Source organism: Rathayibacter sp. VKM Ac-2926 (assembly GCF_022815565.1).
Taxonomy (GTDB): domain Bacteria; phylum Actinomycetota; class Actinomycetes; order Actinomycetales; family Microbacteriaceae; genus Rathayibacter; species Rathayibacter festucae.
The window spans coordinates 82,098-105,364 of record NZ_JALGRS010000002.1; the positions used below are offsets into that span (position 1 = coordinate 82,098).

Consider the following 23,267-nt stretch of genomic DNA (forward strand, 5'->3'; position numbering starts at 1 on the left):
CCCCTGAACTCCCGGTCCGCCGTCGCTGGAGGGTGAGCGGCGGACCGGGCTCCTTCTTCTCGAGGACCAATGAGCTCTCTAGAGGCCTAGCGAGCTCAGCTCCACGGCAGATCCAGCGCGTCGAACGTCGTCTCGCGGCGCAGCGCCTCCTGCAGTGCGTGCTCGACGCCGTCGACCACGCGGTGGCGCCCCTCGACGTCCTGCACCTCGCGCCAGGCGTCCGCGGGCAGCGCGCGCGGCGACGGAGCCGCCATCACCGCCTCGAGCAGGCGGAGGAAGCCGCCGGTGCGCTCGATCCCGGCGTGCAGCGGCGTGCCCAGCTCTCGGGCGGCGAGCAGCCCCTCGAACGGCGTGATCCGGTCGTACTGCAGCGTGCGCGGCGGCAGGCCCTCGCGCACGAGCTGCACCACGTCGAGGGTGTAGTAGAACCGCAGCGTCCCGCGGGTGCCGACGATCTCGACGGAGGGCTCCTCCGGCCGCTCGGCGCAGAGGGTGACCGCGGTCGTGACCCGCAGGCCGTCGGCCAGGGTCAGCACGGCGACCGAGGTGTCGTCCGCCTCGATGTCGTTCGCGCGGCGCAGGTCCAGCCGCACGTCGACGACGTCCTCGAGCCGGTCGGCGCCGGCGATCGCGAGGGCGGTGGCGGTCGCGTGCGAGAAGGGGTTGGTCAGGACGCCGTCGGCGACGACCGCGCCGTCGAGCGTGCGGCGGCCGGCCCAGGGGGAGCGCGACCAGTAGCGGTCGTCGCGGACCCAGACTCCGGAGGCGCCGTAGCGCACGACCTCGCCGATCTCGCCGTCGGCCACGGCCGCGCGGATCGCCGGGATCGCGGAGGAGCCGAGGCTCTGGAAGCCGACCTGCACGAGCGAGCCGGTCGCCGCGGCGCGCTCCGTGATGGCGGTGAACTCGGCGAGCGAGGCGGCGGGCGGCTTCTCCAGCAGGACGTCGTTGCCGTGGTCCATCGCCGCGAGGGCGATCGCCGCGTGGGTGTGGATCGGGGTGCTGATGATGACGACGTCGGTGCCGCCGGCGGCGAAGAGGCCGGTCGCGTCGGGGTGGTGCGCGACGCCGTCGGGGAGCAGCCCCTCGACCGGCGGTCGGGGGTCGGCGACGCCGACGAGCCGGACGCGGCCGTCGCGGTGCGCCGTGAGGACGGCGCCGAGGTGCGAGGCGCCGTAGCCGCCGATGCCGACGAGCCCGATCCGCGGGATCACGGTCGGACTCCGGAGAGCGGGCGGCTGCGGTCGTCTCGTCTGGGCTGCATGATCCGGCCAGCGTATCGGAAAGCGGTTACCGAGGACCAGTGGGGTCGATGATCGTCATGCCCGCCGGGTTCGAGCGGTCGAAGACGGGGAGCAGCTCGGCCGCCTCCTCGAGTCCGATGGTGCGCTCGATCAGGCGCTGCGGGGCGAGGACGCCCTGCTCGATCAGCCGGAGCATCCCCGGGTAGTCGCGCGCCGCCATCCCGTGGCTGCCGAGGACGTCGAGCTCCCAGGCGATCACGCGCGCCATCGGCACGCGCGGGTGGCCCTCGACCGGCGGCAGCAGGCCGATCTGCACGTGCCGGCCGCGGCGGCGCAGGCTGAGCAGGGCGTCGGCGCAGGTCTGCTCGCTGCCGACGGCGTCGACGGCGACGTGACTCCCGCCGCCGGTGAGCGCGTGCACGGCGGCCGGCAGATCGCGGCCATCGGCGAGGAGGACGTGCTCGGCGCCGACGCTCGCCGCGACCTCGAGGGCGGCGGTGTTCCGGTCGACCGCGATGACGCGGGCGCCGAGCGCGTGCGCGACCATGACGGCGCTGAGGCCGACGCCGCCCGCTCCGACCACGGTCACCCACTCGCCGGCCTGCACCCGGGCCCGCCCGACCAGCGCGCGGTAGGCGGTGGCGGTGCGGCAGCCGAGGCTCGCGGCGGTCGCGAAGTCGACGCCCTCCGGGATCGCGACGAGATTGGTGTCGGCCGCGTGCAGCGCGACGAGCTCGGCGAACGAGCCCCAATGGGTGAAGCCGGGCTGCTCCTGGTCCGGGCAGACCTGGGCGTCGCCCTGCAGGCACCACTCGCAGCGGCCGCAGCCGCAGACGAACGGCACGGTCACCCGGTCGCCGACCGCCCAGTTCCGGACCTCGGGCCCGACCTCGGCGATCACACCGGCGAGCTCGTGCCCCGGGACGTGCGGGAAGGCGATGTCGTCGTGCCCGGCCCAGGCGTGCCAGTCGCTCCGGCACAGCCCGGTGGCCAGCACCCGCACGACGACGCCGTCGGCCGGGGCGACCGGCGTCGGGACGTCGCGGACCTCCGGCTCGCCGCGGACGGAGTCGAGGACGAGAGCGCGCATGCCCTCATCCTGGCAGCGCGTCAGCAGTCGTCGGCGCCGAAGCGGAGGTCGGTGAGCGACACGAAGTGCCAGCCCTGGCGGCCGTCGTGCTGGGTGTAGGTGAGGGTGCTGCCCGAGGGGAAGACGCCGAAGCGGAAGGTGTCGGAGCGGGTGACGCCGTCCGTCGTGTACTCGTTCCCGGTCGCGCGGCGGAAGGGGTCGGCGAGGGTGCCGGCGCCGGCGCCGGGGAGCGAGCCGGACGTGGCGATCGAGGTCGGCTCGGTGCTGAAGCCGACGGCGTCCCAGTAGGTCGGCACCCATGAGTTCGCGTCGGTGTTCGAGGTGATGTCGAAGATCGTCAGCTGGAAGTCGACCGGGTCGAAGAGCGCGCCGTCGGCGTCGCGGAACTCGAAGGTCAGGGTCTGCGCGTCGGATCCGGGGGTGGGCAGGACGGCGAGGTCGCCCTCGCGACGCTGATTGAGCACGAGCGCGCCCGCCGGGCCGAAGCCGACGAAGGAGTACTCGGAGGGGACGCCGCCGGGAGCGTTCCCGGCCCAGCCCGAGCCGTTCTGGCTCATGTTGTAGCGCGTGCCGCCGGAGAGGTCGGTGGTGCCCGCAGCGAGGGTCGAGGTGATGCGGATCGTCGAGGTGCGGCCGGAGGTGGAGGTCGCGCCGAGGACGGCGGGGTTGCCGCTCGCGTTCGTCGCGGCGAACTGCGTGACGCTCGTGCAGGGGGTGGTCGACGCGGCGGCGAGGGGCGCGCCCGTGGCGATGGCGACCACGGGGACGGTCCAGAGGGCGGTGGTGGTGAGCGAGCGGCGGGAGAGTCCGGGCGCGGGGGTGCTGGTCATGGCGGGATCCGTTCGGGTGCGGAGGGGAGCGGGCGAGGCGGAGCAGGGCGGAGCGGTGCGGGTGCAGAGCAGGGACTCAGCGGCCGGCGTTGTAGTGGTTCTGGATCTGGGTCGCGGTGAGCGCGGTCGAGTAGACGGCGGCGTAGCGCAGGCTGCCGGAGAAGGAGGCGGGGCCGACGTTCGTCCAGGAGCCGCCGAGGGTGTCGTAGCCGATCTTCCAGTAGCCGGTGGTGTTCTCCGCGCTGCGGAAGGCGGTGTTGCCGGCGACCTTCACGCCGTCGAGCCAGAGGCTCGTCCCGGCGGTCGGCGAGAGGGTGGAGACGACGTGGTGCCAGGCTCCGTCGTTGACCGGGTTCGGGCTGGTGATCGACTGGACGCCGTTGTTGTAGATGCCGAAGACGAGGCGGCCGTCCGCGCCGATGTAGGTGTGCCGGTCGTACTGGCTGCCGGCGGTGTCGCGGCTGCTGTTGAAGCTGAAGAGCTTGCCGCCTGCGACGGTGGTCTTGAACCAGATCTCCGTGCTGAAGGTGGTCGGGTTGGCCAGCTGCAGCGGCGTGCTGAGGTAGCCGTTCGTCCCGTTCAGCAGCCAGGAGCCGCCGGCGTCGCGCGGGCAGGCCTTCGGGGTGGTCGCGGAGCTGGTCATCGCCGGACGGTAGGTGCCGGGGTAGGCGCCGGAGTCGGTGTCGACGGCGGTCGTCGCTCCGGTGGCCTGCGCGAGCGTGTAGGAGAACAGCGCGTCGCCCCTGTCGGCGGCGACCGCCGAGTCGCAGGTGAAGAAGGCGGCCGCGCTGCCGACGGTGTTGTTCGAGTTGCGGATGGAGGCGACGTAGGCGCCGGAGGTGGCGGGGGCGAGGAAGAGGACGGCCGAGAGCGCGGCGACGAGCAGCGCGGCGAGGGTGGTGCGCGGGGTCCGCGGCGCCGCGGAGCGGAGGCGGGCCAGGAGGCCGGAGCGGGTGCGGCGGTGGCGGCTCATCGGGCGGCCGACTCGGTCTCGGCGGTCTCGGCGGTCTCGGCGGTCTCGGTCTCGGCGGCGCGGGCCCGGCGGCCGTGCTCGCCGCGGGGCTCGGCCTCGGCGGGGAGTCCGACCAGCATCGTCCAGAGCACGGGGGTGGCGCAGACCGCGCCGAAGAGGATCCAGCCCCAGAGCGGCAGGTGCAGCGCCGAGGACACGTTGTAGAAGTCCTCGCCGTTGGCCGGCACCTGGATGCTGCCGACCTGGCCGGAGACGAGGTCGGCGTGGGTGCCGCCGACGGCCGTCACGCGGATCGGCAGCATGCCGACCGAGACGAGCGAGGCGTCCGTCTGCCCGTTCTCCACGGTCGCCTCGAGGACGACGATGCCGACGAACGGGCGGAGGACGAACACGGTGAAGGAGGCGACGAGCGAGATCCCCAGCACCCGCATCGCGGCGCGGTGGGTGGGGGAGGAGAGCAGGCGGGTGAGCAGCAGGACGAGGACGGAGCCGGCGAGGAGCATCGGCAGGCCCTTCGCGAGCCAGCCGGCGCCGGGGAGCGCGACGACGACCTTGCCGATCAGCTGCTCGGCGCCGGTCGCCCACGGGTCGGTCGCGCCGTTGATGTCGCCGCGGGTGACCAGGGTGCCGTCCTCGGCGAGGTCGACCACGCGGTGCGTGTAGGTCTCGTCGGGGGTGGTGGTGGGGTGGAAGCTGACGACGTCGCCGACCCGGATGTCCTCGAGGGGCGTCGGGGCGGTGAGGACCAGGGTGCCGACGGGAGCGGCGGTGCCCATCGACGGCGTCTGGACGATGAACCAGCGTCCGCCGGAGGCGTGGAAGAGGAAGGCGGCGACGACCAGGGCGGCGACGAGGGCGGTGACGGTCCAGGTCGCGACGGTGCGCAGGCGGGAGCGGGGGGAGCGGGGCTCGGGGGAGGAGACGGTGGTGGCGGGGGTGAGGGGGGAGGCGGTGCCGGTGGGGACGGCGGTGGATCCGGGGAGCGCGGGGGCGGGGCGGGTCTGCAGCGTGGTCACGGGTCCACCTCCTCGGCGGGGTGGGGGCCGCCTGGGCGGCGGCCCCCGGGGTGCGGGTGTCGGGTGTTGCGGGGGCGTTTCTCGGGGTGGGGCGGGTGCTTCGGGGGAAGCGGTCTTCGGTGGTGGATCTCGATACGCCCGCTCTGCGGGCTACTCGATCAGCATGAGCTGATCAGGTGACGATCGAGGGTTCCTCGATCGGCGTGAGCCGGGGAGGCTCGATCAGCTGGCGAAGGTCCAGGTGAGGGGGAGCGAGGCGGACAGGCCCTGGTAGGTGTTGCCGGCCGAGGAGTCGAGCGTGACGGCGATGGTGAAGGGGGTGCTGGTGCCGGCGGTGACGGGGGCGGCGGAGAGCGACTTGGCGGCGGTGCCGGCGAGCGCGGCGGCGGTGCCGCTGTAGACGGTGGTGCTGCCGGAGGTGATGACGACGTTCAGCTTGGAGCAGAAGTCGGTCGCGGTGCCCGAGGAGCCGGCGGCGGTGTTGACCGACTGGGCGCAGGTGGCGCCCGGGGTCAGCGTGAAGGTGTTGGCCGAGACGGTGCCGGCGTTCTTGATGGTGATCGCGGTGCTGACGGTCTGGCCGGGGACCATGGTGGTCGAGCCGCCGAACTTGTTGATGGTCGAGCAGGTCGCGGTGTTGGTGCTGACCGAGCCGCCGTCGGTGCTGAGGCAGGTGACGGGCGTGGTGCCGGTCGACTTCTCCTCCATGACGAGCGAGCCGGAGGCGGCGGTGTTGTTGGTGTTGGTGATGCTGGCGACGAAGCCGGAGAGGGTTCCGGACATCGAGACCGACAGCAGCGCGGCGGCGGCGACGCTGGTGGCGAGGACGAGGGGGGCGAAGCGGACGCGCTTGCGCTTTGCGGTGTGGTTCGACATGACAGGACTCCTGATCGGGTAGAAGGTGAACTGCCGTGCAGTTCGCTGTGGGGTGTTTTCTGGCTTGTCGAGTAAGTTACTTGATGGCAAAGATACTTTGCAATCGTTCCATTACCCCCTGTTGTGGGGACAGCCAGCTCGACGGCGACATCGCCGCTCCGATACCCGCTCCCACCCCCGCTCCGACACCCGAGAAGGCCGCATGGATCCCGAGAACACACCCCCCGCCGACAGCGGCGAGCAGCCCGCCGGCGCGGCCCTCCGGCAGGCGCTGCGGCAGCTCGAGACGGCGCAGCGCCACCTGCGCGCCGCGGTCGCCCTCGACGCCGGGATCGGGATCTCGGAGCTGAGCGCGCTGGAGGCGCTCGCCGAGTCGCCCGGGCTGACGCCCAAGTGGCTGGGACTCGAGCTGTCGCTGACGACCGGAGCGGTGACCGCGCTGCTCGACCGCCTGGCCAAAGCCGGCCACCTCGACCGCGTCTCGAACCCGCAGGACCGGCGCAGCGTCCTGCTCCGGCTGACCGACTCCGGCACCGCGCTGCTCGCAGCGGTCGACGAGCGCTACGGCGCGGTCAGCGTCGAGGTGCTGCGGGCGTCCCCGCGCCTGGGCGAGGAGGAGGTCGTCGAGGACCTCGCGCGCGCCGCGGCGGTCATCACGGCGCACACGATCGGCTGAGCGCGAGCGACCCCGCGCGTCAGGCCTGCAGGGCGCGGTCCTTGCGGATCGACCAGAGGTTGCGGCTCGCCGTGCGCTCGTAGTCGAAGGCGGTCACCAGCGCCTGGATGAGGGCGATCCCGCGACCCGACTCGGCGAACGCGTCCGGCATCTCCCGCGGTCCGGTGTCGACGCCGGGCGGGTCGGCGGTGTCGACCAGCTCGGCCCGGAGCGCCTCGTCGTCGACGGAGACGACGAGGCGGCAGAGGACCGCGGTGGTCGAGACGGCGTGCTGGATCACGTTCGAGACGAGTTCGACGAGCGCCGTCTCGAACTCCATCCGGTCGCGGGCGCCGACGTCGGCGCGCTCGCCGAAGAGCGAGTCGAGCAGGTCGTGCACGAGCTCGATGTCGTCGGGCGGCGTCCGGAAGGCGAGGGTGCGCTCAGTCACGATACGCGTCGCCGGCCGAGGCGTAGCCGACGAGTACGCGGTCGAGGTTGGAGAGCTCGAGCACCATGGTGACCTGCTCGCTCGGGGCGGCGATCCGGAGGTCGCCCCCCGCCTGGCGGGCGCTCTTCAGGCAGGCGACGAGCGCGCCGAGCCCGGACGAGTCCATGAAGGTGACCTCGCTCAGCTCGACGACGATGCGGCTGCTGCCCTCGTCGAGAGCGCCGCGCACCTCCGTCCGCAGATCCCGCGCCGCGGCGAGATTGAGCCGGCCCGCCGCCGTGATCACGGCGACGCCGGGAGCGATCGTCTCGGTGCTGAAGGTCATGCTTGCTCCTGGTCGGTGTCCGCGGCGGGGCGCGGGGTGTCGTGGGTCCGCGTCACGAGGAGCGCGGTGATGTCGTCGAGCGCGCGGCCGGAGCCGGCGAGCGCGGTCAGGGCGGTGAGGAAGCCGATGGCGCCCTCGGAGGTGCGGACGAGGTCGGCCGCGAGGACGAGCGACTGCAGGGTCCCGTCGAAGAGGTCGAGCACCCCGTCGGTGAAGGAGACCAGGGAGTCGCCGACGGCGAGATCGACGGTCTGGGTGACCCAGCCGCCGTCCTCCGCGATGCCGAGGGGGAGGCCGAGCGCGGCGAGGCGGTGGAAGGTCCCGTCGGCGCGGAGCAGGACGGTGAGCCCGTGGCCCGCGTCCACGAAGTCGACCCGGCCGGTCGCGGTGTCGAGCCGGCCGTGGAAGAGCGTCGCGAAGGTCTCGGTGGCGGAGAAGTCCGGCTGCAGCTGCTCGCTGACCGCGGCGACCACCGCGTCCGGAGCGCCGCCGGCCCGGGCGCGGAACGCCGCGCGGATGCCGGCGGCGAGGATCGCGGCGCCGGTGCCCTTGCCCATCACGTCGACGAGGGTCAGGTCGACGACCGCCTCGGTCGCGGTCCAGGTGTAGAAGTCGCCGCAGATCTGCCACTTGGGCAGCGAGGCGCCGGCCAGGTCGTAGCCGGCGGGGTGGCGGAACGCGGTCGGGGAGAGGCGGGCCTGCACGTCGGCGGCGCGGTCCCACTCCGCGGTGTCGCGCAGCTCGCGCTCGACCCACTGGCCGAACTCCTCGAAGAGCAGCTCCTCCTCCGGGCTGAGCGCGCGGGGGACGAAGTCGAGCAGGCAGAGCGTCCCGAGCTGCAGGCCGTCGTCCACCGTGAGCGGGCGGCCGGCGTAGAACTGCACGTGCGGCGGTCCGGAGACGTGCACGTGCTGCGCCCAGGCTCCGTCGGCGCCGAGGTCGGGGACGACGAGCGTGCTCCGCTGGGCGAGCGTCGCGTCGCAGAACGTCCCCGCGCGCGGGTAGGACACCGGCCCCTCGGGCTGCGGCGACTTCGTGAAGAGCGTCGTCTCGTCGAGGATGTGGATCTCCGCCACCGGCACCTGGAAGAGCTCCTGCGCCATCCGGGTGATCCGGTCGAAGCGCTCCTCGGGGCCGGAGCCCATCAGGCCCAGCGCCTCGATCACGGCGGCGCGGCGGTCCCGGTCGTCGGCCGCCCCGAGCGGTGCGTCGGCGCCGATCGCCGGGTCCTGGCTGGTCTGCTGCGACATCGTCCCCCCGAGTCTGCGTGCGGAGACGGTGTCTCGCCCCCGCGACGACGGTATCGAACGGTGCGCCCCCGGTCGCCGCTGAGGGCCGTTAGTCACCCGGACGGGGGTCACGGCTGCGCGACATCCATAGCATTGCACCCTGACCCCGATGGTGCAATGATGCACAGTATGCAAGCAGATGCGACCGCGACTCGGCGCGACCAGCGCGCGGCCGAGCGGCGCGGCGAGCTGGCCCGTACCGCCCGCGAGCTGACCATCCGCCACGGCTTCTCGGGCTTCACCGTCGAGGCGCTCTGCGAGGAGGTCGGCATCTCGCGCCGCACGTTCTTCAACTACTTCCCGAGCAAGGAGTACGCGATCGTCGGCCGGCCCGAGGAGGGCCTCGACGACGACAGCGTCGCGGACTTCCTGACCCGCCGCCCGGGCGTCTCGCTGCTCGAGGCCCTCGTCGCCCTCGGCGCGGTGCACTTCGCCGCGATCGGCCTGAACGCCGACAGCGTCCGCGAGTTCGTCGCCGTCGCCGACCGCGAGCCGAAGCTCCTGCAGGCCCTGCTCGACGTCGGCACGCAGCGCGACCTGCTCGTCGCCGGCCTCGTCGCGCGGCGCGAGGGGCTCGACCCCGCCGACCCGTCCGTGCTGCTGGCCGTGCAGACGGCCGGCACCGTGATCCGCAGCGCCGTCGGCGCCTACCTCGACTCCGACGGCTCCGTGCCGCTCGAGCGCCTCGCGCAGGACCGCATCGCGGCCGTGACGCGCCTGCTCCTGGGCTGACCCGGCCCCCGCCGCGCCGACCGGCCCCCCGCTCCCTCTCGCCCCACCCGACCCCGAGGACACCATGACCGCCCCCGCCACCGCCTCTCCGCTCCTGCTCACGCAGCGCCGGATCTGGATCATCTTCTCCGCGCTGATCGCCGGCATGCTCCTCTCCAGCCTCGACCAGACCATCGTCTCGACCGCGATGCCGACCATCGTCGGCCAGCTCGGCGGCGTCGAGCACCAGGCCTGGATCACCACCGCCTACCTGCTCGCGACCACGATCGTGATGCCGATCTACGGCAAGTTCGGCGACGTCCTCGGCCGCCGCACGCTCTTCCTGATCGCCATCGCGCTGTTCACCCTCGCCTCGGTCGGCTGCGCGCTGGCCGGCGACTTCTGGTCGTTCGTCGTCTTCCGCGCGCTGCAGGGCCTCGGCGGCGGCGGGCTGATGATCCTCTCGCAGGCGATCATCGCCGACATCGTCCCCGCCAACGAGCGCGGCAAGTACATGGGCCCGCTCGGCGCCGTCTTCGGCCTCTCCGCGGTCGCCGGCCCGCTGCTCGGCGGCCTCTTCGTCGACCACCTCACCTGGCAGTGGGCGTTCTACATCAACATCCCGGTCGGCATCGCGGCCTTCGCCATCGCCTGGTTCGCGCTGACGCTGCCGAGCAAGCGCGCGACCAAGCGGATCGACGTCCCGGGCGTGCTGCTGCTCTCGATCGCCACCACCTGCCTGATCTTCTTCACCGACTTCGGCGGCGACGCCGCGCACGGCTGGGGCGCCCTCGAGACCTGGGCCTTCGGCGCCGGGCTGATCGCCGCGGTCGCCGGCTTCATCTGGGTGGAGTCGCGCGCCGAGGACCCGATCATCCCGCTCAGCCTCTTCCGCAATCCGATCTTCGTGAACGCGACGGCGATCGGCCTCACCCTCGGCCTCGGCATGTTCTCCGCCATCGCCTTCGTGCCGACCTTCCTGCAGATGGCGTCCGGCACCTCCGCCGCCGCGTCGGGCCTGCTGATGCTGCCGATGATGGCGGGCCTGATGGGCACGTCGATCTACTCGGGCATCGCGATCTCGCGCACCGGCCGCTACAAGGCGTTCCCGATCGTCGGCGCCCTGCTCACCGGCCTCGCGATGGCGGCGATGACGACGCTGACCGCCGAGACGCCGATCCCGCTGATCTGCGTCTACCTCTTCTTCTTCGGCGCGGGGCTCGGCCTGATCATGCAGGTCATCGTCCTCGTCGTGCAGAACGCCGTCGCCCCCGAGATGATCGGCACGGCGACCAGCACGAACAACTACTTCCGCGAGGTGGGCGCCTCGCTCGGAGTGGCCGTGTTCGGCACGATCTTCACCAACTCCCTCGCCGAGAAGCTGACCGGCGTCTTCACCGACGCGGGCGTCGCCGACGTCGGAGCGGCCACCGCGACCCTCGACCCGCAGGCGCTGAACGCCCTGCCGGACGAGGTCCGCGACGGCGTCGTCCGCGCCTATGCGGAGTCGCTGGCGCCGGTGTTCTGGTACCTGCTGCCCTTCATCGCGATCGCCTTCGTGCTCGCGCTGCTGCTCAAGCAGATCCCGCTGTCGGACCAGTCCGGCATGGTCGCCCGCGGCGAGGCCGTCGGCGGCGAGGAGGCGGAGCGCCTGCACCGCGAGAGCCTCGCGGCACCGGCCGCCGAGGTGCGGTCGGAGGCTCCGGAGGACGCGCGCGCCGACCGCTGACGCGGGCCGCGGGCCGCACCGGAGGCAGGGGTACCGTGTGTGCCTCAGCCCCCGGCGCAGCGCAACGACGTGTGACGGCCGGGGTTCTCACGTCGGGATGCAACGCCTCACCGCTCCTCGAGTGATGCAGGCGCCGCTCTTGTCGGATCGGCGGTCGGCCGCGACACTGGGGGCGTCCCTGTCGCGCTGTCCCCGCCGCAGGTCCGGTCAGGAGGACACGTGTCCCGCTCCGACGATGAGCAGGCCGTCGCCTTCGAGGGGGAGCGCGGCCGGCTCACCCGGCTCGCCTCGCGGCTGCTCGACGACCACCACGAGGCCGAGGACGCGGTGCAGTCGGCGTGGCTGCGACTGCACGGCACGACGGCCGCGATCGACAACCTGCCGGCCTGGCTGACGACGGTCACGACCCGGCTCTGCCTCGACCGGCTGCGCGCGCGCATCCCGGAGCCCGCCGAGCTCGTCGAGACCGGCACGGGCGTGGAAGGCGTGGGCACGGGGAGTGCCGGCCTCGAGCGCGCCGAGGCCGTCGGCCAGGCCCTGCACGTCGTCGTCGAGACCCTGACGCCCAACGAGCGCGTCGCGTTCGTGCTGGCGGACAGCTTCGGCGTCGACTTCGCGACCATCGGCGAGATCCTCGGGCGCAGCGCGGTCTCGGCCCGCAAGCTCGCCTCGCGGGCGCGCGCCAAGACCACGGCCGGACCCGCGGACGGGCCGGTCGCCGACTGGCAGGTGGTCGACGCCTTCATGGCGGCGGCGCGCGGCGGCGACCTCGCGCGCCTGCTGCTGCTGCTGGCGCCAGGGGCGAGCATCCGCGCGGATGCGGACGCGCTCGCCGCGGGGACCCCCGAGCGGATCGACGGCCGTGAGGCCGTGGCCGCCTTCTTCGACGGCAGCGCTCACGCGGCGCTCGCCGCGGTCGTCGACGGACGGCCGGGCGCCGCCTGGTTCCACCGGGGTGCCCCGCAGGTCGCGTTCGACTTCACGGTCGAGGACGGGCGGGTCACCGCCGTCGTCTTCCGGGCGGATCCGGCCGTGCTGGCGTCGATCCGCCGGCGCGAGGGCGCCGTGGTCGACGCGGGCTGACCTCGCCCCGGCGTGTCGTGTCACATCGGCGGCCGCCCGGCCGTCGACCAGGAGAGAGGCCCACCCGGCGCCCGACAGAAGGAGCACCCGATGAAGACCATGACCTGCCGCCAGCTCGGCGGACCCTGCGATCTCGAGCACCGCGGCGACACGGCCGACGTCGTCATCACCCTGCAGGACCGGCACCTGCGCGACGCGGTGAAGGCCGGCGATGCGACGCACGACGAGGCGCGCAACGAGATGAAGAACCGCTGGCGCCACCCCGTGCAGTCGATGGGCTGGTACAACGGCGCCAAGCGCACGTTCGCGGAGCTGCCGGAGGGCTGACCGGGGCGCCGGGGCGGGGCCGGCGTCAGGCCGGCAGCAGGCCGATGATCACGGCCATCACGAGGATCGTGACGAGCTCGTGCGTGATGTTCAGGATCGTCAGCTTGGCCGGGCGGCCCTCGAAGGCGTCGTGGGTGATCATCCGCGCGGCGGTGAAGCCGGCGAAGAGGAACAGCCCGGTGATCAGCGAGTTCGCGAACCAGCTGCCGCCGTAGAAGGCGTGCGCGATGTCGACGCAGCCGGCCAGGACGAGCGCGGTGACGAGGCTGACCACGACGGTGACGAAGATCGGGACGACCGCGCTGCGGCTGCTCATCTGCTCCCGGCTGATGCCGGCCAGGCGGATCCAGAGCGTGCCGAAGACCTTCGGGGTGTACCAGATCGAGCCGACGAGCATCGTCGACAGGGTGGCGAGTCCGACCGCCCACGGATTGATGTCGGGGACCACGGCGGCCGCCTCTCGGTGTCCCGGTCGCGCGGGGATCGCAGCGGCGGCGGGTGCGCTCACCCTAGCGGCGGGCCGGTTCCCGGGGGCGGCTCCGCGACCGGACGCGGAACGGGCCCTGACACCCACGCGGGGCCCGTTTCCCGTCCACTCGCAGTCGGAGCCGCGAGCGAGTGGACGGTAATCGGGCTCCGCTCCGGGCACAGGGCCCGGTTCGGGTCCGTTCGCGTGAGATGTTCCTGCTCAGCGGCGGCTCGTGGGATCTGCTCCGGCTCGTGGAGTCAGCTCCGGCTCGTGAAATCGACTCGATCCGGCGAGCCGAGCCTCGTTCCACGTGCCGGAGGTCCACCCGCATCGGCCTCGGCTCGCAGGAACAGCCTCGGCTCGTGAGAACCGGCCGATCCCACGAGCCGGACCCGGATCCACGTGCCGAACGTCACGAGCGCCACCGCCGATGCCCAGCTCCGGCTCGCGGAATCATCTTCGGCTCGTGGAATCCTCCCGATTCTGCGAGCCGGACTGCGTTCCGCGCGCCGCAGGTCCGTCGCCGACTCGCGCCGCGTCGTCACCGCGTCACAGCGCAGGCGCGCGGACCGAGGCGTCAGGAGCCCTGTCTCGATGCTCCACTCGCGGTACGCAGTCGCCGTCGGGCGAGAAGCCAGCCCGCGCAGAACGCCAGCACGAGCAGCCCGAGCACGATCAGCGCGGCGGCGGTCGCCAGGCCCGGAGTGACGACCATCGTCCCGGGCGAGAACATCGTCTCCGAGAGCGGGGCGTACGCGAACCAGCCGAACGACACCTCGCGCGGAGTGGTCGCCGCCACGACGATCCCGATCACGACGAGCAGCGCGCCCGCGACCACGGGCAGGAGCCGGCGCCTCGTCCTCATGCTCCCTACCGTAGAGGGCGGGCGCCGACCCTGCGGCATCGGCTACGGCGAGACCATCCCGCCGTTGACGTTCAGCGTCTCGCCGACCACGTAGCTCGACTCCGCCGAGGCGAGGAAGACGTAGGCCGGCGCCTGCTCGGCCGGCTGCGCGGCGCGGCCCATCGGCGCCTCGCTCGAACCGAACTCGGGCAGGCTCTCGGGGTCGACACCCGCGGTCACCTGCAGCACCGACCAGGTCGGTCCCGGTGCGACGACGTTCACCCGGATGCCCTTCGACGCGAGCTGCTGGGCGAGCCCCTTGGACAGGTTGTTGATCGCGCCCTTGGTCATCGCGTAGTCGAGGCGGTCGGGCGCGGGCGTGTGCGCCTCGGCCGAGGCCGTGTTGATGATGGTGGAGCCCGCGGGGAGGTGCGGGAGCGCCGCCTTGATGATGCGGAACGGCGCGAAGACGTTGATCGCGAACGTCGTCTCGAACTGCTCGTCGCTGAGCTCGAGCACGTCGTCCTGCCAGACCTGCTTGCCGGCGACGTTGACGACCGTGTCGAGGCCGCCGAGCCCCTCGACGGCCTTCGCGACCAGGTCCCGGCAGTACTGCGCGTCGGTCAGGTCGCCCGGGATCGTCACGGCGGTGCGGCCGGCCGCGCGGATCAGCTCGACGACGTGCTGCGCGTCCTCCTCCTCGTCGGGGAGGTAGGCGAGCGCGATGTCCGCGCCCTCGCGGGCGAAGGCGATCGCGACCGCGGCGCCGATGCCGGAGTCGGCGCCCGTGATCAGCGCGCGCCGCCCGGTGAGGCGGCCGGTGCCGCGGTAGCTGTCCTCGCCGAGGTCCGGGACCGGGGTCATCCGCGACTGGAGGCCGGGCTCGGGCTGCTGCTGCACCGGCGGCGTGACGTTCGGGTACTGCGTGGCGGGATTCGTGAAGGTGTACTGGTCGGGCATGGGGTCCTCCGGGTCGTCGAGCGGGCGGGGCGCCGTCGTTCCGCGGCGCCGGCCCTCCTCGACGCTAGCCGCGGCCCGCGTGCCGGCGGAGGAGGTTGACGGGCGCCCCGTCCGTCCTGCGGCGCCTGCCGTCCACCCCCGGGCGATACCGTCGTAGTCATGCCGTCCCGCCCCGTCTCCGCCGCGAAGCGCCGCCTGGCCATCTCGGCCTTCATGCTCGTCTTCGGCATCGGGATGGCCTCCTGGGTCGTGCGGACCCCGGCGGTCCGCGACCTGCTCGCCGCGTCGACCGCCGAGATGGGGCTCGTCCTGCTCGGCCTCTCGGTCGGCTCGATGAGCGGAGTCCTGTCCTCCGCCGCCGTCGTCCGCCGGCAGGGGGTGCGCTTCACCGTCGTGATCGGCGGCGCCTCCTTCGTCACCGGCATCGCGCTGACCGGCCTCTTCGCCGAGCTCTCCACCCCGTTCGGCGTCGCAGCGGGCCTCGCCCTCGTCGGCTTCGGGATCGGCATCTCCGAGATCGCGCTCAACGTGGAGGGAGCGGCGCTCGAGACGCTCACCGGCCGCTCGGTGCTGCCCGCGCTGCACGGCTTCTACAGTCTCGGCACCGTCACCGGCGCGGTCGCGGGCATCGGCCTGACGGCGATCGACTTCCCCGTGGTCTGGCAGCTCGTCGGAGTCGCGGTCGTCGCGCTGGCGCTGCTGCTCACCGTCATCCGCTCCATCCCGGTCGAGACCGGTCGGGTCGAGCGCGCCGTCGCCGGCGCTCCCCGCGAGAAGGTCCGCTCGACGCCGGTCTGGCAGCAGCCGCGCGTGCTGATGCTCGGCCTGATCGTGCTCGCCCTGGCGCTGGCCGAGGGCTCGGCGACCGACTGGCTGCCGCTGCTCATGGTCGACGGCCACGGCGTCTCCGCCACCGTCGGCACCGTGGTGTTCACCGCCTTCGCCGCGGCGATGACCGTCGGCCGCTTCCTCGGCACCCCCCTGCTGGCCCGCTTCGGCAAGGCGACCGTGCTGCTGGCGAGCACCCTCGTCTCGGCGGTCGGGATCGGCATCGTCGTCTTCGCCGACAACGCCGTCGTCGCCGGTGCGGCCGTGGTCCTCTGGGGTCTCGGCGCGGCCCTCGGCTTCCCCGTCACCCTCTCTGCCGCGGGCGAGAGCGAGGACCCGACCGCCGCGGTCGCCGCCGTCGCGACCGCCGGCTACATCGCCTTCCTCGTCGGCCCGCCCCTGCTCGGCTTCCTCGGCGAGCACTTCGGCCTGCGCGGCGCGATGGCCGTCGTCCTCGTGCTGGTCGCCCTCGCCTCGCTGCTCACCTCGGCCGCGAAGCCCCGCGTCCCGCGCGAGCCCGTCCCGGCCTGACCGACGCGCCATCGGCCGCCGATCGCGCAGCGAACCCTGCCGATCGAGCAGCCAGCGGACCGGGCCCGCGCATGCGGACCGAGGAGCCCGCGCAGCGGGCCCGCCCATGCTGATCGACCAGTCCGCCGAGCGGCCCTGCCCATGCTGATCGAGTAGCCCGCGGAGCGGGCGTATCGAGATCCACCACCGTCAGCACCTGAAGCTGCAGACCCGCCCTGCTGGTGACGCCGGGTCTCGATACGCCCCTGCGGGGCTACTCGACCAGCAAAGGCTGCGGCCAGCTCTTCCAAGCGGATCCGCCCGCGGGAACGTGCCTCAGGCCGTCGCGTCCGCGACCACCCACGGGAAGGCATCGGCCTTCGAGCGGGCGCCCTGGCGGGCCTTCGAGCGGTTCGGCTCCTCGACGTCGGCGAGCAGCCGCTCGGACTGGCGCACCAGCTCGGCGAAGCGCTCGGTGTCGAGCCAGTCGGGGCGCATCGCGAAGACGAGGTCCTCGGTGGCGGTGTTGCCGCTCGCGCCGGGTGCGAACGGGCAGCCGCCCAGCCCGCCGAGCGCCCCGTCGACGACGGTCGCCCCGGCGCGGACGGCGGTCAGCGCGTTGACCACGCCGGCGCCCCAGGTGTCGTGGCCGTGGAAGACGATCTCCCGGGGCGGCGTCTCGGCGGCGACCCGGGAGACGAGCGAGAACACCTGCTCGGGATGGGCCTGGCCGAGGGTGTCGCAGATGACGACGTCCTCGGCGCCGGCTGCGCGCGGGTCGTTCGCGATCGCGAGCACCCGCTCCTCGGGCACCGGGCCCTCGAAGGGGCAGGTGAAGGACGTGGCGATGCAGAGCTGGATGCGCCCGCCTGCCGCGTGCGCGAGGGCGACGGCGTCGGGCATCGCCTCGAGGCTGGCCTCGGTGCTGCGACCGATGTTCGCCCGGTTGTGGGAGTCGGAGGCCGAGAGGCAGTACTGGAAGTTGCGCGCGCCGGCCGCCGCTGCTCGCTCGATGTGGCGCGGGGTCGCCACCCAGACCCAGCAGTGCTCGAGCTCCTCGGCGGTCAGCGCCGCGACGACCTCGAGGGTGTTGGCCATCGGCGGCACGAGATCGCCCCGCGCGAGCGAGCCGATCTCCAGCTCGGGGACGCCCGCCGCGAGGAGCGCCCGGACCAGCTCGACCTTGCGCTCGGTCGAGAGGAGCTTGCCGGTCAGCTGCAGTCCGTCGCGGAGGGTGACGTCGCGCAGTCGGACGGTGCGGTCGGCGGCGGTCATCGGGTCTCCTCCGCCGCTGCGTCGTCGATCGGCTTCCGTCCGAGCATCGCCAGGACCTCCTCGGTGTCGTGGCCCAGCGCGGGCGCGAGCGTGCGGATGGGGAGCGAGTGATCGCCGAGCACCGGGACGATGCCGGGGAAGCCGACGCCCTCGATGATCCCGGCGCCCGTGTCGACGTCGAACTTCTGGATCATGCCGCGGGCCGCGTACTGCTCGTTCGTGCTGATGTCCGCTGCGGTGAGGATCGGGCCCGAGGGCACGCCGCGCTCGTCGAGGATCGCGAGCGCCGCGTCCGAGGTCGTCGTGGCGGTCCAGGCGCCGATCGCGGCGTCGAGCTCGTCGCGGCGGCGCCAGCGGCCGTCGTTGGTGAGCAGGTCCGGGTCCTCGGCCAGGTCGGCGCGGTCGATGATCGCCATCAGGCGCTGGAAGATCGCGTCGCCGTTGGCAGCGACGACGATGCTGGAGCCGTCGCCGCAGACGTAGGCGTTCGTCGGCGCGATGCCCTCCATCCGGCCGCCGACGCGCTCCCGGACGATGCCGTGCGCCTGGTAGTCGGGGATGAGCGACTCCATCATCGAGAACATCGCCTCGTTCAGCGCGACGTCGATCACCCGCTCGACCAGCGGTGCCGGACCGAGCCCGGCGGCGCGGCGGGTCTCGCGCTGGAAGAGCGCCATCATCACCCCGTAGCCGGCGTAGAGGCCGGCGATCGAGTCGCCGATCGAGACGCCGACGCGGACGGGCGGGCGGTCCGGATCGCCGACCAGCTCGCGGAAGCCGCCCATCGCCTCGGCGACCGCCGCGAAGCCCGGCCGGCTGGAGAGCGGCCCGGTCTGGCCGAACGCCGAGATGCGGCCGATGACCAGCTCGGGGTTCGCCTCGTTCAGCACGTCCGGTCCGATGCCCCAGCGCTCGAGGGTGCCCGGGCGGAAGTTCTCGAGGACGACGTCGCACTCGGCGGCGAGCCCGCGGACGGCGTCGCGGCCCTCCTCCGTGCGCAGGTCGAGCGCGACCGAGCGCTTGCTGCGGTTGAGGGTGTGGAAGAGCATCGACGTCGTCGATCCGGGGTGCAGCCGCCACTTGCGCAGCTCGTCGCCCGTGCCGGGGCGCTCGACCTTGATCACGTCGGCGCCGAAGTCGGCGAGCAGGCGGCCCGCGGTGGGGGCGGCGATGAAGTTGCCCAGCTCGAGCACGCGGACGCCGGCGAGCGGAGCGGGAGAGGGAGTCGGAGCGGAGGGAGGTGCGGTGGTCATCACGGCCTTTCGGTCTCCACGAGCGTGCCACGGATCCCGCGCGCCGTCTCCGTCCGGCGCCGGAGACGCTACTCCTCCCCATCGTCCGAGCCGCGGAGTTGTCCACCGATCATCGCAGAGGCGCTCAGCCACATCGAGGTGAGCATTACTCTCCTTCCCACGGGGCTGAACGACCGCCGCCGGCGCAGCGAGCGCGGGCGGCCGAGGAGAGGGACGAGCGGATGAGTCGAACGGAACGGACGGGGCGCCGAGGCCGGCGCAGGGGGAGAGCCGTCCGGCAGCTCGCGGGAGCGGGGTTGTGCACCGCCCTCGTCGGCGGGCTGCTCGGAGTGGCGGCGAGCAGCCCGCCCGCGGGTGCCGCGCCACCGGCACCGCGCAGGACGATCGAGAACACCCTGCTGCACGGCGGATCCACCAACGCGGGGGCGACCACGGTCTCGGCCTGGCTGCAGAAGGGCGAGCGGCTGAGCGCCGAGCTGCACCCGCTGAAGGGCGGGTCGGGCACGGGGGAGGGCGAGACCGGAGGCGGCACCGCCTCGATCCTCGCGCCGGACGGCGCCGTGCTCGACGCGCAGGTCTTCCCGCGGGGCGCTCCGCCGTCGGTCGCGGCCGGGGGCGACTTCGTCGCCTCGGAGACCGGCGTCTTCCGCGTGATCGTGACCGACGCCGACGTCACGGCGCCCGTCAACCTGGTCTGGAGCATCGGGGTCGCCACGGCGGCGAACGCGCCGCTCGCAGGCCGGGTCTGGTCCACCTCCTTCGGGATCCAGTCGGGTGCGAGGACGAGCTACGCGACACCCGCCGAGCGCCGCGCGACGTTCACGCTGCACGCGATCACCGAGACCGGGGCGCGCTACGACCTGACGCTCCGCGACTACGACGGCGTCGCCTCGACGCTCCAGGCGACGAACAAGGGCAACGTCCGGGTCGGGTCCTCCGATCCGTCGTACCTGTCCGTGCCGATGCCGGAGTCGACCGAGGCGCAGGGGGTCGGCGCGCAGTACGTCCAGGCGTCCGGGCGCTCCGGCATCGACGGCCTGCAGACCTACAAGCTCTTCCTGGACCCGCCCGCGGCCGATCTCCCGGCCGCGATCGCGCCCGCCTACGCCGCCCCGACGATCGAGGGGCTCGCCTATCGACGCTCCGGCTCCGGCTCGAACGCGGGGACTCTCGTCGGCACGCTCGGCACCCAGCCGGGCACGGTCGCGGCCGACATCGACGCCGACGGGGACGGGGCCTACGACGGCCCGCGCGACGTCCACCTCTCCCGCATCGTCGCGGAGCCCGGCCCGTTCGACATCGCCTGGGACGGCCTCGACGCGCGCGGCGACGCGGTCGACACCACCGACTCCGACGTCCGCTTCCGCGCCTCGATCGGGCGGACGAACGAGTTCCACGTCACCCGTGTCGATGCGGAGACGTCGGGCGGCGGCCTGTCCGTCGTGCGCTCCACCGGAGGCGATGCGGCGCCGTCCGCCCTGCACTGGGACGACCACCTGCTCGCCGACTCGAACGGCGATCGCTACTCGGTCACCTCCGCCGTCACCTCGCCGGCCGCCGGCGCGGACTCGAGCGCCGGGGTCCACCGCTGGGAGGCGGACGACTCGGGCCGGGGTCGCGTGCCGAACGCGAACGACTCCGTCCACGGCTCCTACGGCGACCTGCGCGCGATCGACGACTGGGCCGCCGGCTCCGACGGCGCGACGGCGGTCGCCGGGCTCGGCGCTCTCACCCCTCACGTCACCCTGACGAAGAGCTCGTCGGTGCCGTCCGACGTCCCGCTGCGCCCGGGCGCGCGGGTGCCGTACCGGCTGACGCTCACCTCCGACGGCTCGGGGGACGCCCGCGGCGCGGCCGTCGTCGACCACCTCGACCGGGGAGTCCTCGACGACGCCGACCTCGACACCGCCTCGATTCGGACCTCGCACGGCACGGCCACGGTCGATCCGGCGACGGGCCGCCTTGCCTGGGCGGCCGGGACCCTGCCGGTCGGCACCGTCGCCGAGCTCTCCTTCGAGGTCGTCGTGCGCACGGACCGGTCCGGGGACCGCATCCTCACGAACACGGCCTGCCTCGTGGGCGCCGCCTTCGCGCCCTCGGCCTCGGGAGTCGCGAACGATCAGAACCCGTGCGCGACCGTCCCGCACGCGATCGGCCGAGGGGCGCTGTGGATCGACAAGACGGCCGCTCAGCCGTCGGCCGAGCACGGCGGGCAGGCCGGCTTCGACGTGGTCGTGGGCAACTCGGGCTCGCTCGACGCCGCCGACGTGACCGTCACCGACGTCCCGGTGCTCGACCACCTCCTCGACGCCGTGATCGAGAACGGCGCCGGAGGCGTCCAGCCCGCGACGGAGCCTGTGACCGGGCTCGCGATCCCTGCGGGCGGGCAGATCGCCCTGCACGTCAGCGGCCGGGTGGCCGAGGGGGGGGACGCCCTCACCGTGCCGAACCGGGCGATGATCTCGCAGCAGCCGGGCGGCTTCGAGCCTCCCGCGGTCCGGCACCCGTGCCCGGACGACGCCGCGTTCTCCTGCGCCGAGATCCCCGTGCCCGAGGTGCCCGTGCCCGAGGTCCCGGTGCCCGAGGTGCCCGTGCCCGAGGTGCCGGTACCCGAGGTCCCTGCGCCAGGGGCCGACGGCCGTCTCGCGATCGCGAAGACCGCACTGGAGCCGACGGTCGCGCACGGCGGCCGCGCCGGCTTCCGCATCGTCGTCGCGAACATCGGCGCCCGTCCCGCGGAGGGGTTCACCCTCACCGACGTCCCGACCCTCGAGCACCTGTCCGACGTGACGATCTCGCGGGACGGCGGGCCCGCCTCCGCCGATCTCGAGGTCGAGGGCCTGGCCCTGGCGCCCGGCGCCTCGACGGTCTTCACCGTGACGGGGCGGGTCGCCGACGGCGTCGACGCCTGGACGATCGCGAATCGCGCGCGGATCGAGCGGCTGCCGCCGGGCTTCCCGCCGACCTCGGTCCAGCACCCCTGCGACGACGAGCCGACAGCCAGCTGCGCGGCGGTGTCCGTGCCCCCGGTCGGCCCCGTGCCGACGGCGCTCGCCGTCAGCGGGACGGCGGTGAGCCCGGTCGCGCTGGCAGGCGGACTGCTCCTGCTCTCGGGCGGCGGCCTCCTCGCCGCGAGGCGTCTGCGCCGACGGCGCACCGCGACTCCCGTCGAGCGCTGATCCTCCTCCTCTTTTCTCCACCGGAAGGCACGAACGATGACCCACCCCCACGACGAGCTCCCGCTGCGGATCACCGAGCGCTTCGCCCTGCCCGACGGCCGCGTCGGCGTCAGCGCCTGGTCGGCCCGCGATCCGGAGCAGCTCGAGCAGCAGCTCCGTACCCGGGCCGGCCGCGCCGATCCGGAGCGCGAGCCCGGCCGACGCCTGCACCTCGTCCGCCCGCCGCTCGTGCGCATCGAGGAGCGGATCGACGGCGTCCTCCAGCCGATCGACCCGCTGCAGCGCGCGGTGGTCGACGTCCGCTGGCGCACGGCGCTGACCCGCTCGCGTCGACCTGCCCGGCTGCGCCGACTCGTCGGCCCCCGTGACCTCCCCACGACCGAGCCCCCGTCGGACGTCGCCCGCTGGACCGAGCGGCGCCCGCCGGGGGAGCACCCGGCCGAAGGAGAGGCGGCTCCGCTCAGCCCTTGACCGCTCCGGACGTCATGCCGGCGACGATCTGGCGGTTGAAGAAGATGTACATCACCAGCGGCGGGATGGTGATGAGCAGCACGTCCATGAAGAGCAGGTTCCAGGAGGACACCGACTGCGACGAGAAGTTGTACAGCGTCAGCTGCACGGTCGCGTTGTCGTCGCCGGGCAGGAAGTACAGCGCGTAGGTGAAGTCGTTGAAGACCGTCACGGCCTGCACGACGATCACCGTCACGATCACCGGCTTCAGCAGCGGCAGCACCACCGTGAAGAAGAGGCGGAAGGGACCGGCGCCGTCGATGGTCGCCGCCTCGTCCAGCTCGCGGGGGATCGTCGAGACGAAGGCGCGGAACAGGAGGATGCAGAAGGAGAGGCCGAACGCGACGTGCACCGCGATCAGGCCGGGCAGCGTCTTGAAGAGCTCGAGGCCCTGCAGGACCCAGATCGTCGGGACGACGGCGGGCGGGATGATCAGGCCGGCCAGGACGAAGCCGTTGACGAGCGGGTTCCACTTCGAGCGGCGGCGCTGGAGGACGTAGCCGACCATCGCGGCCAGGACCACCATCACCGTGACGGAGACGATCGTCAGGATCGCGCTGTTCGCGAAGGCCCGCAGCAGCACGAAGTTCCGCGCCGAGACCACCTCTTGCAGGTTCTCGAGGAACACCCACTGGGTCGGCAGGGTGAAGCCGAGCAGCGACGACTCCTGCTGCGTCTTCGCGGCGGTGAGCACGATGAAGAGGAAGGGGACGATGAAGACGAGGACGGCGAGGACGATCGCGAGGATCCCGCCGCCGTAGCGCCAGGTCCGGGAGCCGCGGCCGACGCCGCGCTGGCGCACCTTGGCGCGCAGCGGGTCGTCCTGGAGCGGGGTCGGCG

Annotated in this window: 23 protein-coding genes; 8 read left to right on the forward strand and 15 right to left on the reverse strand. The window is 73.3% G+C overall.

Translation table 11 applies throughout. The features are described 5' to 3' along the window. Window positions 1-95: 95 nt before the first annotated feature. The 6 genes from MT351_RS02900 to MT351_RS02925 all read right to left on the reverse strand — a co-directional run bounded on the left by MT351_RS02900 (window position 96) and on the right by MT351_RS02925 (window position 6,029). The gene (locus MT351_RS02900; protein WP_243581189.1) at window positions 96-1,214 is read right to left on the reverse strand and encodes a Gfo/Idh/MocA family protein; all 1,119 of its coding nucleotides are present in this window, start codon (window positions 1,212-1,214) and stop codon (window positions 96-98) included. A 76-nt stretch (window positions 1,215-1,290) separates the two neighbouring features. Next, window positions 1,291-2,334: a zinc-dependent alcohol dehydrogenase family protein gene (locus MT351_RS02905; protein ID WP_243581190.1), complete on the reverse strand. Its 1,044-nt coding sequence runs from the start codon at window positions 2,332-2,334 to the stop codon at window positions 1,291-1,293. Between the two features lie 20 nt (window positions 2,335-2,354). After that, entirely contained in the window at window positions 2,355-3,164 is an 810-nt protein-coding gene (locus MT351_RS02910) for a hypothetical protein (RefSeq protein ID WP_243581191.1), read from the reverse strand. A gap of 76 nt (window positions 3,165-3,240) precedes the next feature. Next, window positions 3,241-4,137 (reverse strand): LamG domain-containing protein, encoded by an 897-nt coding sequence (locus MT351_RS02915; RefSeq protein WP_123705482.1) that lies wholly within the window; start codon window positions 4,135-4,137, stop codon window positions 3,241-3,243. Further along, window positions 4,134-5,153 (reverse strand): signal peptidase I, encoded by a 1,020-nt coding sequence (locus MT351_RS02920; protein ID WP_308197704.1) that lies wholly within the window; start codon window positions 5,151-5,153, stop codon window positions 4,134-4,136. The genes MT351_RS02915 and MT351_RS02920 overlap by 4 nt, the downstream gene beginning before the upstream one ends. A 222-nt stretch (window positions 5,154-5,375) precedes the next feature. Beyond that, window positions 5,376-6,029 (reverse strand): hypothetical protein, encoded by a 654-nt coding sequence (locus MT351_RS02925; RefSeq protein ID WP_123736647.1) that lies wholly within the window; start codon window positions 6,027-6,029, stop codon window positions 5,376-5,378. Window positions 6,030-6,231: 202 nt separating this feature from the next. Between MT351_RS02925 and MT351_RS02930 the strand changes: the two genes are divergently transcribed. After that, window positions 6,232-6,705, forward strand: coding sequence for a MarR family winged helix-turn-helix transcriptional regulator (locus MT351_RS02930; protein WP_123736648.1), 474 nt, complete (start codon window positions 6,232-6,234; stop codon window positions 6,703-6,705). A gap of 19 nt (window positions 6,706-6,724) precedes the next feature. Here MT351_RS02930 and MT351_RS02935 read toward each other — a convergent pair whose 3' ends face one another. The 3 genes from MT351_RS02935 to MT351_RS02945 are packed head-to-tail and all read right to left on the reverse strand — an operon-like array spanning window position 6,725 to window position 8,710. After that, entirely contained in the window at window positions 6,725-7,135 is a 411-nt protein-coding gene (locus MT351_RS02935; protein ID WP_123736649.1) for an ATP-binding protein, read from the reverse strand. Next, window positions 7,128-7,460, reverse strand: a complete 333-nt coding sequence (locus tag MT351_RS02940; protein WP_243581192.1) for an STAS domain-containing protein — start codon at window positions 7,458-7,460, stop codon at window positions 7,128-7,130. Before MT351_RS02940 ends, MT351_RS02935 begins: the two co-directional genes overlap by 8 nt. Next, window positions 7,457-8,710 carry a PP2C family protein-serine/threonine phosphatase gene (locus MT351_RS02945; RefSeq protein ID WP_243581193.1) on the reverse strand — a complete coding sequence of 418 codons (1,254 nt, stop codon included), beginning with the start codon at window positions 8,708-8,710 and terminating at the stop codon, window positions 7,457-7,459. The genes MT351_RS02940 and MT351_RS02945 overlap by 4 nt, the downstream gene beginning before the upstream one ends. Window positions 8,711-8,878: 168 nt before the next feature. On the opposite strand from MT351_RS02945, the gene MT351_RS02950 reads away from it, so the two are divergent. From MT351_RS02950 to MT351_RS02965, 4 genes are all read left to right on the forward strand, one after another. Beyond that, window positions 8,879-9,481 (forward strand): TetR/AcrR family transcriptional regulator, encoded by a 603-nt coding sequence (locus tag MT351_RS02950; RefSeq protein WP_243581194.1) that lies wholly within the window; start codon window positions 8,879-8,881, stop codon window positions 9,479-9,481. Window positions 9,482-9,545: 64 nt separating this feature from the next. Beyond that, a complete protein-coding gene (locus MT351_RS02955) occupies window positions 9,546-11,189 on the forward strand; it encodes an MDR family MFS transporter (protein WP_123736652.1) in 1,644 nt (547 codons plus the stop codon). A 219-nt stretch (window positions 11,190-11,408) separates the two neighbouring features. After that, window positions 11,409-12,272 carry a sigma factor gene (locus MT351_RS02960; protein WP_243581195.1) on the forward strand — a complete coding sequence of 288 codons (864 nt, stop codon included), beginning with the start codon at window positions 11,409-11,411 and terminating at the stop codon, window positions 12,270-12,272. 90 nt (window positions 12,273-12,362) lie between these two features. Then, complete coding sequence (locus MT351_RS02965; RefSeq protein ID WP_123736654.1) at window positions 12,363-12,599, forward strand: hypothetical protein; 237 nt, start codon at window positions 12,363-12,365, stop codon at window positions 12,597-12,599. Between the two features lie 25 nt (window positions 12,600-12,624). Here MT351_RS02965 and MT351_RS02970 read toward each other — a convergent pair whose 3' ends face one another. The 3 genes from MT351_RS02970 to MT351_RS02980 form a co-directional block, all read right to left on the reverse strand. Then, window positions 12,625-13,047: a DUF1761 domain-containing protein gene (locus MT351_RS02970; RefSeq protein WP_243581196.1), complete on the reverse strand. Its 423-nt coding sequence runs from the start codon at window positions 13,045-13,047 to the stop codon at window positions 12,625-12,627. Window positions 13,048-13,645: 598 nt separating this feature from the next. Further along, on the reverse strand, window positions 13,646-13,933 hold the full coding sequence (locus tag MT351_RS02975) for a hypothetical protein (RefSeq protein ID WP_148060289.1): 288 nt from the start codon (window positions 13,931-13,933) through the stop codon (window positions 13,646-13,648). A gap of 42 nt (window positions 13,934-13,975) precedes the next feature. Then, on the reverse strand, window positions 13,976-14,872 hold the full coding sequence (locus MT351_RS02980; RefSeq protein WP_132437961.1) for an SDR family oxidoreductase: 897 nt from the start codon (window positions 14,870-14,872) through the stop codon (window positions 13,976-13,978). A gap of 159 nt (window positions 14,873-15,031) precedes the next feature. On the opposite strand from MT351_RS02980, the gene MT351_RS02985 reads away from it, so the two are divergent. Beyond that, a complete protein-coding gene (locus MT351_RS02985; protein ID WP_243581197.1) occupies window positions 15,032-16,231 on the forward strand; it encodes an MFS transporter in 1,200 nt (399 codons plus the stop codon). A gap of 315 nt (window positions 16,232-16,546) precedes the next feature. On the opposite strand, the gene MT351_RS02990 is transcribed toward MT351_RS02985, so the two are convergent. After that, a complete protein-coding gene (locus tag MT351_RS02990; protein WP_243581198.1) occupies window positions 16,547-17,485 on the reverse strand; it encodes a hydroxymethylglutaryl-CoA lyase in 939 nt (312 codons plus the stop codon). Continuing rightward, entirely contained in the window at window positions 17,482-18,738 is a 1,257-nt protein-coding gene (locus MT351_RS02995; RefSeq protein WP_243581199.1) for a CaiB/BaiF CoA-transferase family protein, read from the reverse strand. Before MT351_RS02995 ends, MT351_RS02990 begins: the two co-directional genes overlap by 4 nt. Window positions 18,739-19,034: 296 nt before the next feature. Between MT351_RS02995 and MT351_RS03000 the strand changes: the two genes are divergently transcribed. Both MT351_RS03000 and MT351_RS03005 read left to right on the forward strand, forming a co-directional pair. Beyond that, a complete protein-coding gene (locus MT351_RS03000; RefSeq protein WP_243581200.1) occupies window positions 19,035-21,917 on the forward strand; it encodes a DUF11 domain-containing protein in 2,883 nt (960 codons plus the stop codon). Between the two features lie 36 nt (window positions 21,918-21,953). After that, window positions 21,954-22,388, forward strand: a complete 435-nt coding sequence (locus tag MT351_RS03005; RefSeq protein ID WP_243581201.1) for a hypothetical protein — start codon at window positions 21,954-21,956, stop codon at window positions 22,386-22,388. Here MT351_RS03005 and MT351_RS03010 read toward each other — a convergent pair. Then, window positions 22,378-23,175: a carbohydrate ABC transporter permease gene (locus tag MT351_RS03010; protein ID WP_372487890.1), complete on the reverse strand. Its 798-nt coding sequence runs from the start codon at window positions 23,173-23,175 to the stop codon at window positions 22,378-22,380. The two genes, MT351_RS03005 and MT351_RS03010, sit on opposite strands and share 11 nt — an antisense overlap. Window positions 23,176-23,267 lie beyond the last annotated feature (92 nt).

What these genes read in the sequence shown, in the direction of transcription:
- MT351_RS02940 (WP_243581192.1), bottom strand. Translation starts at nt 7,460, where the DNA reads ATGACCTTCAGCACCGAGACGATCGCTCCCGGCGTCGCCGTGATCACG.
- MT351_RS02965 (WP_123736654.1), top strand. Translation starts at nt 12,363, where the DNA reads ATGAAGACCATGACCTGCCGCCAGCTCGGCGGACCCTGCGATCTCGAG.
- MT351_RS02925 (WP_123736647.1), bottom strand. Translation starts at nt 6,029, where the DNA reads ATGTCGAACCACACCGCAAAGCGCAAGCGCGTCCGCTTCGCCCCCCTC.
- MT351_RS02945 (WP_243581193.1), bottom strand. Translation starts at nt 8,710, where the DNA reads ATGTCGCAGCAGACCAGCCAGGACCCGGCGATCGGCGCCGACGCACCG.
- MT351_RS02955 (WP_123736652.1), top strand. Translation starts at nt 9,546, where the DNA reads ATGACCGCCCCCGCCACCGCCTCTCCGCTCCTGCTCACGCAGCGCCGG.
- MT351_RS02905 (WP_243581190.1), bottom strand. Translation starts at nt 2,334, where the DNA reads ATGCGCGCTCTCGTCCTCGACTCCGTCCGCGGCGAGCCGGAGGTCCGC.
- MT351_RS02915 (WP_123705482.1), bottom strand. Translation starts at nt 4,137, where the DNA reads ATGAGCCGCCACCGCCGCACCCGCTCCGGCCTCCTGGCCCGCCTCCGC.
- MT351_RS02990 (WP_243581198.1), bottom strand. Translation starts at nt 17,485, where the DNA reads ATGACCGCCGCCGACCGCACCGTCCGACTGCGCGACGTCACCCTCCGC.
- MT351_RS02975 (WP_148060289.1), bottom strand. Translation starts at nt 13,933, where the DNA reads ATGAGGACGAGGCGCCGGCTCCTGCCCGTGGTCGCGGGCGCGCTGCTC.
- MT351_RS03005 (WP_243581201.1), top strand. Translation starts at nt 21,954, where the DNA reads ATGACCCACCCCCACGACGAGCTCCCGCTGCGGATCACCGAGCGCTTC.
- MT351_RS02985 (WP_243581197.1), top strand. Translation starts at nt 15,032, where the DNA reads ATGCCGTCCCGCCCCGTCTCCGCCGCGAAGCGCCGCCTGGCCATCTCG.
- MT351_RS02980 (WP_132437961.1), bottom strand. Translation starts at nt 14,872, where the DNA reads ATGCCCGACCAGTACACCTTCACGAATCCCGCCACGCAGTACCCGAAC.
- MT351_RS02910 (WP_243581191.1), bottom strand. Translation starts at nt 3,164, where the DNA reads ATGACCAGCACCCCCGCGCCCGGACTCTCCCGCCGCTCGCTCACCACC.
- MT351_RS02930 (WP_123736648.1), top strand. Translation starts at nt 6,232, where the DNA reads ATGGATCCCGAGAACACACCCCCCGCCGACAGCGGCGAGCAGCCCGCC.
- MT351_RS02995 (WP_243581199.1), bottom strand. Translation starts at nt 18,738, where the DNA reads ATGACCACCGCACCTCCCTCCGCTCCGACTCCCTCTCCCGCTCCGCTC.
- MT351_RS02950 (WP_243581194.1), top strand. Translation starts at nt 8,879, where the DNA reads ATGCAAGCAGATGCGACCGCGACTCGGCGCGACCAGCGCGCGGCCGAG.